Annotated in this window: 16 protein-coding genes and 2 pseudogenes; 16 read left to right on the top strand and 2 right to left on the bottom strand. The window is 69.8% G+C overall.

Features of this window, described 5'->3' with window-relative positions:
* Window positions 1-347: 347 nt before the first annotated feature.
* The 16 genes and pseudogenes from DMB66_RS23890 to DMB66_RS23815 all read left to right on the top strand — a co-directional run bounded on the left by DMB66_RS23890 (window position 348) and on the right by DMB66_RS23815 (window position 15,842).
* On the top strand, window positions 348-719 hold the full coding sequence (locus DMB66_RS23890; RefSeq protein WP_125806359.1) for a hypothetical protein: 372 nt from the start codon (window positions 348-350) through the stop codon (window positions 717-719).
* Complete coding sequence (locus DMB66_RS23885) at window positions 712-2,097, top strand: hypothetical protein (protein WP_125806358.1); 1,386 nt, start codon at window positions 712-714, stop codon at window positions 2,095-2,097. Before DMB66_RS23890 ends, DMB66_RS23885 begins: the two co-directional genes overlap by 8 nt.
* Window positions 2,090-2,497, top strand: a complete 408-nt coding sequence (locus DMB66_RS23880) for a hypothetical protein (protein ID WP_125806357.1) — start codon at window positions 2,090-2,092, stop codon at window positions 2,495-2,497. The genes DMB66_RS23885 and DMB66_RS23880 overlap by 8 nt, the downstream gene beginning before the upstream one ends.
* Before the next feature lie 575 nt (window positions 2,498-3,072).
* Window positions 3,073-3,492 carry a hypothetical protein gene (locus DMB66_RS23875; RefSeq protein ID WP_125806356.1) on the top strand — a complete coding sequence of 140 codons (420 nt, stop codon included), beginning with the start codon at window positions 3,073-3,075 and terminating at the stop codon, window positions 3,490-3,492.
* A 124-nt stretch (window positions 3,493-3,616) separates the two neighbouring features.
* A complete protein-coding gene (locus DMB66_RS23870) occupies window positions 3,617-4,075 on the top strand; it encodes a hypothetical protein (protein WP_233624798.1) in 459 nt (152 codons plus the stop codon).
* A 405-nt stretch (window positions 4,076-4,480) separates the two neighbouring features.
* The gene (locus DMB66_RS23865; protein ID WP_125806354.1) at window positions 4,481-4,933 is read left to right on the top strand and encodes a DUF4262 domain-containing protein; all 453 of its coding nucleotides are present in this window, start codon (window positions 4,481-4,483) and stop codon (window positions 4,931-4,933) included.
* A 133-nt stretch (window positions 4,934-5,066) separates the two neighbouring features.
* Window positions 5,067-5,147 (top strand): annotated as a pseudogene (locus DMB66_RS63970) (hypothetical protein); the annotation flags it as partial.
* Window positions 5,148-5,670: 523 nt separating this feature from the next.
* A complete protein-coding gene (ligA, locus tag DMB66_RS23855) occupies window positions 5,671-7,800 on the top strand; it encodes an NAD-dependent DNA ligase LigA (RefSeq protein WP_125806360.1) in 2,130 nt (709 codons plus the stop codon).
* A gap of 781 nt (window positions 7,801-8,581) precedes the next feature.
* Window positions 8,582-9,316: a hypothetical protein gene (locus DMB66_RS23850; protein ID WP_125806353.1), complete on the top strand. Its 735-nt coding sequence runs from the start codon at window positions 8,582-8,584 to the stop codon at window positions 9,314-9,316.
* A 153-nt stretch (window positions 9,317-9,469) separates the two neighbouring features.
* The gene (locus DMB66_RS23845; protein ID WP_125806352.1) at window positions 9,470-9,775 is read left to right on the top strand and encodes a hypothetical protein; all 306 of its coding nucleotides are present in this window, start codon (window positions 9,470-9,472) and stop codon (window positions 9,773-9,775) included.
* 334 nt (window positions 9,776-10,109) lie between these two features.
* On the top strand, window positions 10,110-11,219 hold the full coding sequence (locus DMB66_RS23840; RefSeq protein WP_125806351.1) for a DNA-processing protein DprA: 1,110 nt from the start codon (window positions 10,110-10,112) through the stop codon (window positions 11,217-11,219).
* A 166-nt stretch (window positions 11,220-11,385) separates the two neighbouring features.
* Window positions 11,386-11,598: a hypothetical protein gene (locus DMB66_RS23835; protein ID WP_125806350.1), complete on the top strand. Its 213-nt coding sequence runs from the start codon at window positions 11,386-11,388 to the stop codon at window positions 11,596-11,598.
* Between the two features lie 255 nt (window positions 11,599-11,853).
* The gene (locus tag DMB66_RS23830; protein ID WP_125806349.1) at window positions 11,854-12,864 is read left to right on the top strand and encodes a hypothetical protein; all 1,011 of its coding nucleotides are present in this window, start codon (window positions 11,854-11,856) and stop codon (window positions 12,862-12,864) included.
* 314 nt (window positions 12,865-13,178) lie between these two features.
* A complete protein-coding gene (locus DMB66_RS23825) occupies window positions 13,179-14,120 on the top strand; it encodes a DUF4192 domain-containing protein (protein ID WP_125806348.1) in 942 nt (313 codons plus the stop codon).
* A gap of 109 nt (window positions 14,121-14,229) precedes the next feature.
* Window positions 14,230-14,607 (top strand): hypothetical protein, encoded by a 378-nt coding sequence (locus DMB66_RS23820; protein WP_125806347.1) that lies wholly within the window; start codon window positions 14,230-14,232, stop codon window positions 14,605-14,607.
* A 674-nt stretch (window positions 14,608-15,281) separates the two neighbouring features.
* Window positions 15,282-15,842, top strand: coding sequence for a hypothetical protein (locus DMB66_RS23815; RefSeq protein WP_125806346.1), 561 nt, complete (start codon window positions 15,282-15,284; stop codon window positions 15,840-15,842).
* On the opposite strand, the gene DMB66_RS23810 is transcribed toward DMB66_RS23815, so the two are convergent.
* Together DMB66_RS23810 and DMB66_RS66000 are read right to left on the bottom strand one after the other, a co-directional pair.
* Window positions 15,793-16,200, bottom strand: coding sequence for a hypothetical protein (locus DMB66_RS23810; RefSeq protein ID WP_125806345.1), 408 nt, complete (start codon window positions 16,198-16,200; stop codon window positions 15,793-15,795). The two genes, DMB66_RS23815 and DMB66_RS23810, sit on opposite strands and share 50 nt — an antisense overlap.
* A gap of 5 nt (window positions 16,201-16,205) precedes the next feature.
* Window positions 16,206-16,376, bottom strand: a pseudogene (locus tag DMB66_RS66000) (IS5/IS1182 family transposase); the annotation flags it as partial.

The following is a 16,376-nucleotide window of genomic DNA, read 5'->3' as shown; positions in this document are numbered from 1 at the left end:
AGTCGGGCCTTGGCCAGCCGGCGGCCGGATGCGTCCATCACCTCGACGTCGTGGTGGTCCTCGGCCCAGTCATCCCCTACGAACAGCAACGCATCTCCCGCCTCTCAAGCCGATCACCGTCGGTAGCCCGGAGGAGAACTATCAGCGACCTAATGAAGCAGTGCTCACACCGCAACCGGACGGGCACGACATCCCATCAGCGATCAACTCTCCACACCGACCAGCCGGGGCACGATCTTTGCTCAGGACTCGAAGTCCAGGAGCAACTAGTGCTCACCAGCCGGCGGCTACCTACCCACCGGGAGTCTGCCGGATGGCTCACTCCCAGAACTCATTAGGAGTTGACCATGTACCAACCGATCGCTGACGCGTTCAGCCTCCTTCGGGAAACCCATCCGCAAGCGGCGACACTCGTGGTCGAGGTCGCTGCCAAGGGCGACGCGATCTGGCTGCATGCCGTCCGCGGGAGCACCGGCGAGCTGCTGTGGTTCGACGAAGACAACTACGGCCGTCATCCCGACGCCACCGCCACAGGAGGAAGCCCGGAACTGGACTACTCGACGACGGTGCGCGACACCGTCGAAGATCACCTTCTCGCGGCCTATCAGGGCGCCGCGCGAGACGCCTTCGCCGCGGCGGCCGACGGCGACTACCAGGGCCTGCTACGGCGTGAAGGCCGGGCACTGATGATCATCTCGGCTGGAGAGCTCCGTGCTTGACCTGGACGCGGTCGAACAGACGGTAGCTCGCCAGCTCACCCTGCTCGACCCGTCGCACCGTCGCGGTCCGCTCGACGAGACGGGTCGGCGTGCGAACGGCGGACGTACGCTCGCCGAGCTGATCGCCCGATACGGCACGCCGGGCCCGTCCATGCCGGTACAGCTCTGCTGCGGCATGGGCGTCGACACCGCGGTCATCGTCACGGAGCTGATCGAGAACGAGGACGCGCGCGTGCTGCTAGTCGCTGACGCTGATGGCCGCGAGCGCCTCGTGCGGATCGAGCTCTCGGACGTCGACCTCGTCACAGCGATGACCGGCAACGAATTCGACGAGACGCAGGAAGCGATGGAACACCACCTTCTGCCGGTGATCCGGCGCGCCGGCCTGAGGTATGTACAGATCAGCCGGGCCGGTCAGTCGCAAGAGGACGGCATCGTCATCCTGGACGACAGCCGCGCGCCGCAACGCATGTTCATGCGCGGGCCGTGGGCACTGGAGGACGAGCTCGCTACGGCTGGGACGGTGCCGCAGACCGCGGCCGCGTCGCGCCGCTGCTCGTATCGGGCGAAGGGCTGGCCGTTGGATACGTGGGCGACGGCCGAGTACGGCACCACCGAACGGATTCACATCATGGGGTTCGCCAGCGAAGAGACCGCCCGCGTGCAGAAAGACCTGTCGTACTCCAGAGCAACACGTCGCTCGGTCTACCCGCGCCAATGGGGCTACGACAGGCAGTTGTGCCTGGAATACCTACGCGCCCGGTATGGGATCGAATGGCCTCGATCTTGCTGTGGCTATTTCCCGTTTGCCGGAGGCAGCAGGGCGAAGAACGCCCGGATCGCCGAGCGGTGGCGGGCGCAGCCGTCCGCCGGTGTGCTGTCCATCTGGCTGGAACTGCTCGCGTTGGCGCTGAATCCGCGGATGGCCCTGTTCAAGACCAGCACTGCCTGGCAGGTCGCGCATCAGCACGGACTGGACAGGGTTCTCGCCGCGGTGCAGGAACGGTTGAACGCCAGCAGGTGGGCGATCTACGACGTACGCCGGGTCTTCCGGCCGCACGGTGCGAAGCTGGGCGTCGCCGGCGACAGCAGCCGTAAGGGTAGAGCGTGGCGGTCGACCCATGCGGTCCATTCCGGCAGCCGCGCCGAGATGGTCGCCGAGATCAGCAGCGCCCGGGACGGCTCGCTCGATCCCGGGATCACGCCGCGACGGCACCTGGTCGTCCCGCGCAACGTCTACCCGAGCTGCGAGCGGTTCCTCGTGGCGGCTCCGCTGGCAGTGGCCGACAAGGAGGAACGAGGCTTCCACGAGCTGTGGGAGTCGACGATCGCCGCCCAAGGCACGACGCGGTTTGCGAAGGAGTCGGCCGATGTTTGATGCCACCGACACCGACGCGGCCCGGCTGCGCCGGGCGCTGGAACGCATCGTCGCCACCACCGACGCGCTGGGCGACCTCACCGGGATCGGTGGCATCGCCGAGGTGGCCCGCAGGGCACTGGCCAGCGAGAACATCGAGCCGGGGCCTGGTTCGCTGGGCCTGGGCGACCTCGAGGCAGACCTCAGCGGGTCCCGGCCGTCGTATCTGCTGCTGAGCTTCATCGTCACCCGTGACGGCGAGCGGCAGCACCCGATGGACGTAGCCGTCGTGAGGCTGAATCTCGACGCCGACGGCCTGCCCGACGAGGCGTCGATGCAGGACCTTGGGCGGCGCGTCGCCGACGATGCGCGGCGGAAGGCACGGCAGCGTCGTGCCCGACCTGGACAATCCCGGGCATGAGACTCGAGCGCCAGCACCCGCTGTTTGCGTGGACCCTGCGCACGGTCGATCTGTTCGCGTGCGGCAACGCGATCCCGAAATCGTCGAGGGCATGGCCTCCCTGTTCGGCGGCGAGGGTGGCTCCGCAATAGCGGCAGCACGCGCAAACGTGCTGACTCGCGTGTCCGCCCATCTGATGCCAAAGCGCGTCCCGGCAAACACCGCGGCCCCCGGCACTGCCCGTACGCGGCCGGACCAGGAGCTGATCGCGGGAAGCACGAATGGGCGGCGCAAACCGGTGTGCGCTGTGCATGGTCAACCACAGCGGCGAGCCGGCCGCCGGTGGACCGCAGCGGGTCGCTGGGCCCCGGATCCTGGCCGACCCCGGCTCGTCCCGCAAGGCCCACCCACGAACCGCCGCTGAATCAGGAGCCGTAGCGGGTGGGCCTTGCGGGCCAGCGCCGATCGGTCCGCCGTCCGGATCGGGCCAGCGCCCCGGCGCTGCGCCACCCGCAGGGCGACGCTGCCCCGTGCGGCCTGACTGCGACGGCCCAAGCTCACGGGCTTGATCGTCTGACTTCTGTGGAGGCATTTCCATGGTGCTACGCCACGTCACCGTCTATCACCACCAGAGCAGCCGCTTCGCGGCGTACACGCCGGGCGACGAGCTGATCGAGGTAATGTCCCATTACCGTGATCTGCCCGCGTGCACGGAGCCGGAACAGGTCGCGGCTTGGGTGTTCCACATCCTCAACGCCGACCTGGTCACTCTTGAGCACGCCCGGGCGAACGCGGGCGGCGAGTCTGGGTTCCTGCTGGCCTGCACGTACCGGCTGCTGGGACTTCGCCCCCTGTCGGTGGGCGACGTCGCCGCGGTCACGGTCGAAGACCGCACCACCTGGCTGGCATGCGAGCCGTTCGGCTGGCGACCTATCGATACCCCGGCCGTCGTCTCTCGGCAACCGCTGACCGCCGAGGCCGTCTACCAGCGTCTCCGGCAGGGCCGGGATGCATGACCACCCGTGCCACCACCACCGTCCAGGTTTTCACACCGACGACTGCCTCACCGGCCCGTGCGGGTTCTGCGGCATCAGCCGGCAGACCACTGCCTCCGGCGAGTGCCGGTCCTGCCTGCGCATCGTGTGTGAAGAATGCGACGGCGGATACCAGCCCGATCTCGGCCCGATCTGCCGTCCCTGCACCCCGAACGCGGCAACCCCGCCCGGCCCTGGCCCCGGCGTCGCTGACGACGTGGAAGTGCACCGGCTGTGCGTGTTCGAGTTCGCCCTGTCCTGCGGCCACCTCGTCACCGCCGCTCTGACCGGCTGGTATCCGGTCATCGTGTCCTGCTGTGACCGGCTCGGCGGCACCATCCTGCGCGGCGTCTACGTCGCGTACGCCTCCGACATCGACTTCGTCAATATCCGCTCCGAGCGGTACGAATCCCGGCCCACAGGCACCCCGCCCGTTCCTATCCAGCTCATCGGCCGGCGGTCTCGCACCGACGCACCTGGAACGGCCAGCAGCGGGCGTTTCCCGGCCTGCGTCGGCGCCGCCTGGAGTCTCGACGGCTCGGTCGCGCCAAGCGCACACAGCTGACCGTCGACCCGTCTCGTGCAGAAGCCAACCCGCCTACGGTCCGCGCCGTCCGCACCGCAACCCGCTCCTGATATCGACACTTCCGGCCGGCCCGGTCCGGCACCGGCCCAACCGCGGCGGGTGCCCGCGTCATCGAAGCGGTGCCAGTTGGCCGGCACGGCCCAAGAGCGGCAGCAACCACACCTTGTCCAGCCGTCGCCGGTCGGCAGCCTGTTCTCGCCAACCGGTTCGGGCCTTTGCGCCGAGTCCTGCGAACTGGCAGGAGCAACACCAGTGGCCGCCACCATGCGCCCGATCCGCAAACACCACCACGATATCGGCCGCACGCCCAGTTCCGGAGCCGCCGACGAGAGGACGCGGCATTGACTCACCGAGCGATCTTCGAACGAATCGAGGCTTCACATCATGCCCAGCGTCGGCAGATTCCTGCGCCGCATGCAGCAGAGAATCGACCAGCAGGGATGGGCAATCCTCACCATCCCCGCCAACGACAACCAACATACCGCATTGACCTACACCATTGGACTCACCGCCCTGCAATGTCCTGAGCTTCTCATCGCCGGCACGGACCCCGCCGTCTCGCAACACCTGCTCAACGAGCTCGCCAGGCGCGTGGTCCAGCGTGCGGAGCGGCTTTCGGCAGGGCAACGGATCAATGATCTTCTGGACGGCTCCGACGCCATCCTCGTCGAGGGACCGGCAACCGGGGCGTTGCGGCCAGCCGCCGCCTACGTCCGGTACGGCCAGGACTGTGTGGGCCTGCTGCAAGTTGTCTGGCCTGACACACAAGGCCGTTTCCCCTGGGAGCCCTGCTGCACCCTCAGCCCGCAGGCGCAGCCCTTGATCGGGCGACCGTAGCCAGCACCGGAGTCATGTACCGCATCACGAGCGTGAGCGGCAACGACACCGCAGATCGGTTCGGGCAGTCGCTCACCCGATCACCATCGGCACCGCGGCACACCGGGCGACGCTGGCCGCGGGCGGCCGCACGATGTCGGTGCTGGCCTGCCGGGTCGAGCGGCCCTACCCGGCCGGAAACGCCGCCATGTTCGAGCAGATCCCCGAGACCGGCCTGCTGATCAGCGAGTGGCCGCCAAGCTCCGAGCCGCTGCGGCACCGCTTCCTCGCCCGAATCGGTTCGTCGCGGCCGCCACGATCGGCACCGCCGTGGTCGAGTCGGCCATACGTAGCGGCTCATGCAGATGACGCGTTCGGCGCTCGCCCGGGGCCGGGCCGCGATGGTGGTGCCAGGTCCGGCTACCTCAGCGATGTCCGCCGGCTATCAAGCGATCCTTCGCGACGACGCTCCCGCACGGGTGGTCACCTCGGCCGCCGATGTGCTCGCCGAACTCAACCGCACCGGCAGCTCACGCATTGCTGCCGCACGGGCCCGGCGGCGGCGATGCGCCGCGGACACAGCATCCTCGCCCAATCCCGTAACCCGCCAAACACCGGTGGTATTGCCACGCGATCACGAGCGCTGCCGCGCCCTCGAGCGCCGCGGCCGGCCGTGCTCCCAAACATCCCGGGCCAGGCGCTGCCGACCCTGCCCGGACAACCCCGCACCACCCGTCGCCAACAGAAAGAGGCACGCCATGTCAACCACAGTTCCGGCTCCCGGAACCCTCGCGAGTACTCCACAGGTCGCTCCGGTCGTCGACGCGAACCACGCCGCGGCGTACGACACCCCCGCCGGGTACCGGGCGGCGATCACCGAGATCCGGGCCGCCGCCGCGGCGTACTACACCGGCGGCGACATCGTCATGGACGACGCGACTTACGACGCGTTGCTCGCCCGGGTCACCGCGACCGAGGCCGCACACCCGCAGTGGGCGCGACCCGATTCGCCGACCGTGACGGTCGCTGCCGGCGTCGCCGGCGGGGGCGACGTCGCGCACAGTGTGCCGATGCTGAGCCTCGACAACGTCTTCGACGCCACGACGCTGCGCGGCTGGGCGGCCCGGCTCGACAAGGCCCTCGGCCGCCCGGCTGCCGGGTATACCGTCGAGCCGAAAGTCGACGGGATGGCGATCGCCGCCCGCTACGTCGCCGGGAGCCTGGTCCAGGTCGCCACCCGCGGCGACGGCCGCACCGGCGAGGACGTCACCCTCCAGGCCCTCGGGGTTGCCGGTCTGCCGGCCCAGCTCACGCAGCCGGTCACCGTCGAGGTCCGCGGCGAGGTCTTCATGACCGACGCCGACTTCGCCCGGGCCAACGAACTGCGCATCGCGCACGGCGGCCGCGCGTTCGCGAACCCCCGCAACGCTGCGGCGGGCACGCTGCGGGCACGGGACCGCGCGTATGACGCGCCGCTGTCATTTGTCGCCTACGCGGTGCACGACCTGCCCGGCGGTGTCGGGCTGCGCCACAGCGCGGCGATGGCCGCGATCAGCCGGCTCGGTGTCGCGACGACGGCCGGGTCGACGGCCGGGATGGCGCTGTGCGCCACCGTGGACGAGGTCGTGGCCGCCGTCGAGTGGCTGGGGACGGCCCGCGGAGACCTCGGTTTCGGCGTGGACGGCGTGGTCGTCAAGGCCGACGATGCCGCCGACCGCGCCGATGCCGGGTCGTCGAGCCGGGCGCCGCGCTGGGCGATCGCCTATAAGTTCCCGGCTGATACCCGCACCACCCGCCTGGTCGGCATCGAGGTCCAGGTCGGGCGCACCGGTGTGATCACTCCGGTGGCGGTGTTGGACCCGGTCCAGGTCGGCGGGGTTGTGATCATCTCGGCGACGTTGCATAACTTCGACGACCTGGTACGCCGCGACGTCCGTGTCGGCGACACGGTATGGGTGCGCCGCGCCGGCGAGGTCATCCCGGAGGTCACGGGCGCGAAACTCGACGACCGGCCCGCCGGCGCGCGTCCGTTCACGCCGCCGCAGGTCTGCCCGCGCTGTGGCGGCGACATCAACCGTACCCAGAAGCGGTGGCGGTGCGTGCGGGGCCGCGCGTGCGGGGCCGCCGAGTCGCTGGGCTACTTCGCCGCCCGCGACGCGATGGACATCGAGGGCCTGGGCGACAAGATCGTCAACGCGTTGGTGGCCGCGAATCTGGTGACCGATCCGGCCGACCTGTACGACCTCGACGTGGCTACTCTGGCCGGCCTGGAGCGGATGGGTCCGGCATCCGCCGGAAAGCTCGTCGCCAACATCACGGCGTCGCGTAGCCAGCCGCTGTCGCGGGTCCTGACCGGGCTCGGTGTCCGGATGACCGGCCGGTCGATGTCGCGCCGGCTGGCCCGGCACTTCGGCACGATGCAGGCGCTGCGTGACGCCACCGTCGAGCAATTGCAGCAGGTTGAGGCGGTCGGCCCGGAAAGGGCCGCCACCATCGCCGCCGAGCTGGTCGAGTTGGGCCCGGTCATCGACAAGCTCACCGGGCGGGGCGTCACCATGACCGAACCCGGCCCCGCGTCGGCCGCGGCGGGCGGTATCCGGCCGCCGTTGCGCACTGAGGACGGCACACCGATGACAGTGGTCATCACCGGGTCGGTGCCCGGCCTGACCCGCAACGAGGGCAACGAGGCCATCGAGACCCTCGGCGGGAAGTCCTCCGGATCGGTGTCCACGCGCACCAGCCTGGTCGTCATCGGCGACGGAGCCGGGTCGAAGGCCCAGAAGGCCGAACAACTGGGACTTCGCACCATGCCCGCCGCAACGTTCGCCGCGCTGCTGACCGCCTACCAGGCGGGCGACCAGACGACGGTGGAGAGTCTCCTGAGGTAGTACGGCCACCCGACGCAGGCGGGTACCGGCGGAGGGCGGCCGGGCGGTAGCACCCCGGGCGACGGTCTGTTCGCCGTACGGGCGGTCGCGGCCCGCACGGATGGCAACAACCAGAGCCGGCGGTCAGCTCGACCGGACCGCGATGCCCGCCGAACAGCACGCCCACGCGGCGTTCGCCGCGTGGGCGTGCGAGAGCGCCCGGACGTGGAACCGCGGCACCTGCCGGCATCTACGACCCGGGCGGCGGCTACGAAGCGACCACCGTCGCCGTCGCAGGCTGATCATCCGACGGTCTTCGACCATCACACCGTCTTGTTCGTTCGGGAGCGTTCACCTCGCGGTGAACGCTCCCGCGTCTTTGTCTGGAGGAGAGTTGAGTTCGCGGAGGCGTCTGTTCGCCGCGCAGAGTGACTGGTCGCTCGCCGGCGTCCACGGGCTTGACGACGCCCGTGCTCGTGCCCGCCGTCAGCTGGCGTCAGGCCGCGGGTCGGTCTACCAGGTCCGGCACCTGTTCATCGGCCCGACGGCGATGCGGTCAGTGCGTACGCTGCGCACCGGCAGCCGGGACCAGATCGCCGCCTGGTTGGCCCCGTCGGGCCCGGCGGAGACCGGCAAGCACGGGAATCACCAGTCGTGGTTGCGACGGTCGCCCGCCGACACGAGGCGGCCTTGCTGCGAACATGTGCGGTCCCTGCTCGCCGAAGCGCGCCCAGTGACGTCCGCTCGTTCCCGGTAGCCCGGCGTGCGGGTGTTTTACCTCGGCACGCATCGGCCCAGATGGTTGGCAGACAGCGAGGTGCCGCTGTTCGTCTCGGACACCAGGCTGCGCTCCTACCGCCGGCTGCCGCAGGCGAGTTGCCGGTGGGCGCTGGATTCGGGTGCCTACAGCCAGCTGCTGCGCAACGGCGGCTGGGCTGACGGGCCGACCCCACACCAGTACGCCGCCCGGGTCCGCCGCTACGCCGCCGAGGTCGGCCGGCTCGACTGGGCCGCGACGCAGGACTGGCTCACCGACCCGGCCCTGCTGGCCCGCACCGGGTTGCCGGTTCGGCGGCACGTCGAGCTGACCGTCGCAAGCTACCTCGAGTTGGCCAGCATCGACGACACGCTTCCGTTCATCCCCATCCTGCAAGGTTGGCTGCCCGGCGACTACGAAGCCTGCGCCGCGCTCTACGAACGACACGGCGTCAACCTGCGGCAAGCCCCGATGGTCGGGGTCGGATCAGTGGCGCACCGGCAAGGCACCGTGGAGGCGGCCAACATCATTGCCGCGGTCCGCCAGCTCGGGATCTCCCGCATTCACACCTTCGGTGTCAAAACGCTGGGCCTGCGCCGATTCGGCGACGACATCTACTCCAGTGACTCGCTCGCCTGGTCGTTCGCCGGGCGCTACCGGCAGGCGCAGCCCGGCTGCGCGCATCGTGGCCGCTGCGGCAACTGCCGCCGCTGGGCCCTGCAATGGCGGCGCGGCCTGCTGGCCGAGTGCGACCCGGCGCATCGGCCCACCGCGGCCTGAACGCGAGGTTCGCGCCGCCCGCGCGCAACCAGCAGGACGCCGCGAGCGCGGCGATCGCCGCACGAAGCAGCCCTGCACCGCGCATGAACGCCGCTTGGTGGACGGGCGTCACCTCGGCGACTCGACCGGCACCAACAGGACAGGAAGTCGACCATGACAACGAAACCCGCATCAGCCCTCGATCTCGTCGAAGGCCTCGCGCTGCTGGAATTCCTATTCGGAACCGGCAACAGCGCGCTGCGCGAGACGAACCGTCGAGCGGTTCAGGCCGCGCGGGCGCTGCAGGCGTACGCGAGCAGCCCCGACATGGGACCGCTGGACCGGCACGAGCCGGTCGAGGACGTCATCGTCAGCCTGCTCACCGACCTCCGCCACCTGTGTAAGGGCCTGGCGGTGAGCCTCGACGACCTCGCGGACCGCTCGGCGGTGCACTTCCTCGCCGAGGACGCCGACGCTTGACGGACCCGACCCACCACCTCCGAAACCAGCAGTAGCCCACCGCGCTCCCGACATCCGCCGGGTGTCATGCGGTAGCGGCTGGCGGATGCCGTGCGGGTGCCCGGCCGGTAAGGGAGGCGGCACGGTCCCGCCCGGTCGGTCCGTCGTCAAGCCCCGGCCCCCACCCCAGCGGAGGCGTGGCCGGCAGGCAGAACAACGGCGGAGGCGCACAGCTGGCGGGCCGGGGCTGGACACCGGCCGCGCGCCGGGCGGGCCGGTTCGTGCCGTCCCTTCCGGCGACGACCGCACGGTCAGCCGCCGGCCTCGCTGTTGCTGATTGCGGAGGTTGTACGCCATGTCTCATCTCGACGAGGACACCCGTGACTTCTTGGCCGGGCTGTCGTCACAGCTCGGCCGCGCTCTTCCGGCCGAGCTGATCCGGACCGCGACACCGCCCGGATCGTCCATCCGCTGGGCGTACCAGGGCACCATTGACAAGCCCACCGACGACGAGCAGGTCGCGCGGCAACTGGGTGAGCTCGGCCGGACTCTTCGTCAACGGGCCACCGCAGCGGGAATCAGCATGCTGGTCCGCGGCGACGCGGGTTGGCCGTCCGGCACCGGCTGCGACGACCTGCCGTGCCTGTGGGTACGCGGCAGCACCGACATCGCCGGGCTGCTCGGCAAAGCCGTCGCGGTCACCGGTGCTCGGGACTGCACGAACTACGGCCTGGTGGCGGCCACCAACATCGCCGGGGATCTGGCCGACGCAGGCTGGACGGTGGTGACCGGAGCCGGGTACGGCATTGAGGCCCGAGCCGCGGCAACGGCACTGAGCACCACATCGGCGCCGGTTCTGCTGACCGCCAGCGGACTCGACCACCGGTACACCGACCCCATCGCCAGCATCGTCGAGCAGACGGCGGTCAAGGGAGCGGTGATCAGCCCGTTCCCACCCGGAACCGAACCCACACGGCCCCGTATCTGGCTACGCAGCCACCTGCTAGGAACCCTGGCCGTCGCGACCGTCCTGGTCGAGGCCGGAGTCCGGAGCAACACCACGCTCGCGGTACGCGCCGCGGCCGACACCGGACGGGTTGCCTGCGCCGTGCCGGGCCCGGTCACCTCCGCACTGTCGACCACGTGCCACGCGTTGATCGCCGACGGCACCGCCCGGCTCGTCACCGACGCCCGCGACGTGCTCACCGCCATCAGCAAGCCGGGCGGCAGCACCCCCGGTGAGGACATGTACGTCGTGCGGGCGGTCGCGATCGGAGTGGACGGCCCCGGCGTGATCCGGCAGGTGCCGCCGTTCAACGTCCAGGCGCCGCCCTCCCACGCCCACGCCATCAACGCCATGTACGACGTGGTGTTCGGCGGCCAGCGCGGCCCGGTCGAGCTGCACGCCGGCATCCACGACCCGGCAGGCCGGTATGAGGCGATCACCATCAAGGTCAAGGGCTGACCGGCGACAACCCACCCAGCGCATCGCACCTGCTGCAGCGCAGACACCTGCGGGGAGCGTCCGCCGCCGCGCTGACGCTCCCGCATCGCCACGGTCGGCTTGTCCGCTCGCGCCGGCCTGTGCCCTGACGCCATTTGTCACCTCATCAACCCCCGAAAGGCTGCCCGTGAATGCCGACGAAACAGCCCACGAAACCATCCGTCTCCTCGTCGTCGCAGCACTGATCGCCCTCGCATGGATCATCGCTGTGGCCGCTCCATTGATATGTCTCGCGCTGCTACCCACCGGCTGCGCGCAGAACTCAATCGTGGACGCCTTCTACCTCACCGCGATCACGGCGGCCGCAGCCACCTGGTACATCTCGCGGACTCTGCTCTAGCCCGGATGCCGCACATGGTCGTGGACGGGCTCCCGTGCCGTTCCGCAGTTGGAAGCCGACGCCGACCAACTGAAGCGCGCCCGCCGACGGTCCCGACGGCCAGGCGTGAGCTCGGGACCGCAGCTGAAGCCGAGTCGGTTCCGGTTCCCGTGAGGACCTTGCGCTGGCCGGCGCCCGGCGGACACGCCGAGCCACGAGCCGCCGACAGAACCCGCGTTCACAGCATGTGCGCAATATGAGGCGAGGAGGCATCCGTTGAACGCAACGAAACAAACCCGTGTGGACCACGTCGACACGGGCGGCACAGCCCACCAGGTGAAGCTGGCGTCGCCGCCCAGCGAGGAAATTCTCCGGCACTCCCCGCAGCTCGACGAACCCCGCAATGTCGCAGCGCTACCGCCCGCCGACGGCCCCCTCTACGACAGCGGCTGGTGCCAGCGCACCGCCCACCGGACACCGACGTGGCGGCACACGAGCGACGGCGGCTTCAACGCCCGCCGATACCGGGTGGTGGAGGTTCCCGAACGGGAAGCACGCCGATTTGTGGAACGGCATCATTACAGCCACAGTTGGCCCGCGGCGAGAATGTCGCTCGCCCTCGTCGAGGGACAGCACCTCGTCGGAGCGGCGGCGCTCGGGGTGCCGATGCACCCGCGAGTGCTCACCAAGCCGTTCCCGACGCTCGACCCCAACTCTGCGGCGGAATTGTCCAGGTTCGTCCTGCTGGACGAGGTGCCCGCAAATGCGGAAAGTTTCATGCTGGGTCGGCTGTTCCGCCTCGCCGCCGCTCACGGGCTTCGCGGCCTGGTCGCGTTCTCGGACCCGCAACCGCGGATCGTCACCGGCATACCGCTGCTGCGGGGGCACATCGGCCACATCTACCGCGTCACCCGAGGACGGTACCTCGGACGCGGAACGAGGCGCACCATCGCGGTGTTGCCCGACGGGACGGTCCTGACCGCGAGGGCACAGTCGAAGGTGTGCCGCGGCGAACGCGGAGCACAGGGAGTCCAGGCCAGGCTGTGTCGACTGGGCGCTCGTCCGCTGGCCGAGATGGTCGCCGGCTACGCGCGGACCGGTAGGGACCTGACACCCGCCGCATGGCTCGTACTCGCCCTGCAACAGATCGGCGCCCGGAAGGTGCGCCACCTCGGCTGCCACCGGTTCGTCTGGCCGGTCGGGGATCGCAGCTGGCGGCGGCGCTGCCCGATCGGCATGGACGAGCTGCCCTACCCGGTCGCCGCGGACCCCGCGGTACTCCTGTGACCGGGCCAGTGCGTAACGAGGCTGATCTGCTGCGAACTCAGGAGCGCGGCCGCTACACCGTCCCCGAGCTGTAACGGTGCGCCGGTCTCGCCGACAGCGTCACCCGCCGCGTCGAGCCGGCCTCCTGATCGGACACAGCAAGCCCATCCGTCGAGCTTGTGCGCAACGCCCATCGACCTACCACAGGTGGCGGCGCCAACAACCCCTGATCGCCATTCATCCCGTTCTCTGCCAACAGCCCGCGGCGGCCGGCCTCACCAGGACGCCGCCTGCCGCGTCCGCGGCGGCTCCTGATCGTGAAAGGACAACCCTCGATGAGTCAGACGCAAGCAGACTGCCGGGTGCGCTCGGCGGAGGATCTGCTGGGTGCGGTGCCGTTCCTGATCGGCTTCCACCCCGCCGATTCCATCGTCGCGGTCTTCGCCGGTTCGGACAAGCACGTCCGTGCCGTAGGCCGGATGGACCTCGATGCACCACCGGCCGAGATCATCGCCCAGTTCCGTGCGGCGCTGGGCCACACCACGTCGGCCCTGGTGCTGGTGGGCTACGGCAGCCAACCGGACAGCGGCCGGCTCGACGCCATCATCCGTGGCCTGCGCCGCGACGTGCCCATCGTGGGCAGCTTCTGGGTCAGCGCGAACGAATACCGCTGCGTCTGGGACGGCTGCCGATGTTCCGCCACACACGGCGTCGCGTTCGACCCACGCGCCACCGTCTCCGCGGCAACCCTGGTCGTCCATGGCGAAACCGCGGCGGCGTCGCGCGCCGAAGTGGTGAGCGAACTCGGCGCCGATCCTGACGCCCAAGCCGCGATCAGCGCCGCCATCACCCACCCGGATGATGCCAAAGAGCCGTTCACGGTCGCGGACGCGCTGCGGATGGCCGAGCGGGGACAACGGCTCAGCGACGCCCAGGCAGCCGCACTGGCCGTGCTGCTGTGCGAGCCGAACCCGCGAGAGCAGGCATGGCTGGCCACCGACGGCCAGCCGTGGCAGCGACAGCTGTGGTTCGACCTGACCCGCCGCGTCCCGGACAGCCACGCCGGTCCGGTGGCGACGCTCGCCGCCTGGTGGGCCTGGCGCACCGGCAACGAGGTACTGGCGGGTGAAGCGCTGCGCCGCGCGATGGACTGCAGCCCCCGCACCGGTCTCACCCCGATCGTCGGCAAGCTCATCACCGCGCACATCGATCCGGCGAGTGTGCCGTGGCCGATGACCCGTCACGCGGCGCTGCCGACCCTGCGGATGCGCGCATGACCGGCACTGCGTCACACATCCGCTGGCAGGTTGCGTTGTCCACGGATGACCCGCTGTCAGCGAGTTCATGCCCGGACGAGCACCGTCCGACGTTGATTCAGGTGTGCTCATGATCCAGGAGTGCGGCGGCGAGCAGTACATCGTCCGCTTCGCCCGGCAGGACCAGTACCCGCCAGGCACGAACCTCCAGGACGCCGCCCGCGATTCGGTGATCCGCTACGCACGGCACTACGGACTGGTCACCGCATGGGTTCACGACCAGGCCGGGACCGTCTGGCAGTGGGTTCCCTGCGAAGGAGGGCGGTACGGGATCGGGGTGCTGCCCGGCGGCCCAGATGGCTCCTTCGTGCAGAAGTCCCCGATCACCGTGATGTGGCGATCGGAGGCGCGGGTCATCGGCCGGGAGTCCGGCAATCCCGTCCGCCACAAGCCGCCGGAGGGCTCACAGCAGGCGCGTTCCGCGGTCGAGCCACTCAGGACTCCGTGAACCCATGCCCTGTGGCGACAGCCGAGTCGACGCTGCACCGCAGCGAGCGTGAGACCGCCGGCGTCCGCGATCGGCTCGGTGAGCTCGGCGTGCGTCCGCTGGCCGACCGGCGCGCAGAGCCAACGCCACGGCATCGACCATGCCGGCACGGCTGAGTTCGCGCCGGCGCAGATCAGACCCCGCCGGATACAGCACGGCGGCTGCGATTGCTTCATGTGGCCGGTCGCGGATCGCGGCCGGCGGAGCTGTTCGTCGGGATGGTTGTGACAGCTACCCGATCACCGCTGACCAGGCGGTGATCAGTGTGAACGGGCCAGTGCGAACCAAGACCGACCTGCTCCAGAGCTAGCAGGAGGGCCCCTACGACGTGCACGAGTTGCACTGCGTCGCCGCGGACGCCGGGCCCCGCCGACCGGCCGACCGGACCAACACGGACGCTCGGCCGGTCTGACCCACGCTCGGCGTACCGGCATGCCTGCAAGACCCGCTGCGCCTGGTAGCCGCCAGCAGCGGCAAACACGCACCCCGCAGGCCAAGTCAGCAGCGGGCGGCATACACCGAGCACCACAGGACGTCCTGGGTCCCGCGTGCTCGCGGCGACAACGCGCTCGTTCCGCGCAAGGGCCCACCCAACAAGGTAGATACGTTACTACCCATAGGAGATGTGAGCGACGATGAGCAGCCCCACGCCTCTCGACGCGATGCGCTGGACTCCCGACACGGACCAGCCGAGATTCCCGGCACTGCTGATACCCGCCGACCCGACCGCGACGGTCCACCTCGTGGACCTCGGCGACAACGCCCACGCCGGAGCCCGGAAGGTGATCGGCTGCGACCTGATCGAGAAGGTCACGGTGGAGCAAGCCGGGCTGATCAGCCTGGACTTCCTGCTGGACGAGGAAGGCTCACCGGAGTGCCTCAGCGACGCGGTGTTCAACCGACGAGCCACCATCCTCGGATACGCACTCAGGCTCGCCCAAATGACCGGCGAATACCCCGCTCCACCCGACGTCGACAAACGCGACCTTGCGATGGCGGCCGCCGTATGGAAACGACATGTGCGCCTGTACGGGCCGATCGTCATTCTCGGCGCCGACGAGCGCACGGGCGACTGGGTTCCCGTCCCTGAGCGGCTGGTCGAGTTCGCCGCAGAAGCCCTTGCCCCTGAGAGGGCGGTCAGGGAGGTTAGGTCCGTTTCGGGACGAGGGCGAAGATTCCGGGTTGGTTTTCGGTGAGGACCTGCCGGTTGACCATGCGTTTCAGCTTCGCGCGGGCGCCTTCGACGTGTTTCGGCAGCGGTTCGATGTTGAGGGCGCGGCAGATGTCCTTGGCGCGCATCCCGTCTGGCGTGGTGCGCAGCACGCCGAGGATCTGCTGATAGGCGGAACTGGTCACGGTGGGGTCGTCGGCGGTGAACTCGTCCGCGGCGAATGTCTGCAGGGTGCTGCGCGTGGTCGCGAGGTCGGCCAACTCGCCGTCGAGGAGGGTGAGTTCGTCGGTCAGGGCGCTGATCTGCGCGTGCAACTGCCCGGCTCGGTGCGTTGCTGCGACTTCCCGGTCGGTGATCAGTCCGAGGATCGTCTCGAGATGCATGCCGTTCACCGGTGTCGCCAGGTCGGGGTGCTGGTTCCGGTCAACCGGCGGACCATGTTCGCCATCGACGCCCACAGCGTCCTTGACACCGATGATTCGGGCCGGGCCTCGTATTCGCGGACCAGACGGCGGTGCAACATCAGCGTGCCGTTGACCTGCTCAACGATCCACCTTTT

The organism is Actinoplanes sp. ATCC 53533, from assembly GCF_003947245.1.
The sequence above is the reverse complement of the archived record's forward strand: the minus strand, read 5'-3'. Positions and strand labels throughout refer to the sequence as shown.

Coding starts and splice junctions, on each gene's coding strand:
- DMB66_RS23880 (WP_125806357.1), top strand. CDS start 2,090: ATGTTTGATGCCACCGACACCGACGCGGCCCGGCTGCGCCGGGCGCTG.
- ligA (WP_125806360.1), top strand. CDS start 5,671: ATGTCAACCACAGTTCCGGCTCCCGGAACCCTCGCGAGTACTCCACAG.
- DMB66_RS23825 (WP_125806348.1), top strand. CDS start 13,179: ATGAGTCAGACGCAAGCAGACTGCCGGGTGCGCTCGGCGGAGGATCTG.
- DMB66_RS23845 (WP_125806352.1), top strand. CDS start 9,470: ATGACAACGAAACCCGCATCAGCCCTCGATCTCGTCGAAGGCCTCGCG.
- DMB66_RS23865 (WP_125806354.1), top strand. CDS start 4,481: ATGCCCAGCGTCGGCAGATTCCTGCGCCGCATGCAGCAGAGAATCGAC.
- DMB66_RS23815 (WP_125806346.1), top strand. CDS start 15,282: ATGAGCAGCCCCACGCCTCTCGACGCGATGCGCTGGACTCCCGACACG.
- DMB66_RS23890 (WP_125806359.1), top strand. CDS start 348: ATGTACCAACCGATCGCTGACGCGTTCAGCCTCCTTCGGGAAACCCAT.
- DMB66_RS23810 (WP_125806345.1), bottom strand. CDS start 16,200: ATGCATCTCGAGACGATCCTCGGACTGATCACCGACCGGGAAGTCGCA.
- DMB66_RS23875 (WP_125806356.1), top strand. CDS start 3,073: ATGGTGCTACGCCACGTCACCGTCTATCACCACCAGAGCAGCCGCTTC.
- DMB66_RS23840 (WP_125806351.1), top strand. CDS start 10,110: ATGTCTCATCTCGACGAGGACACCCGTGACTTCTTGGCCGGGCTGTCG.
- DMB66_RS23820 (WP_125806347.1), top strand. CDS start 14,230: ATGATCCAGGAGTGCGGCGGCGAGCAGTACATCGTCCGCTTCGCCCGG.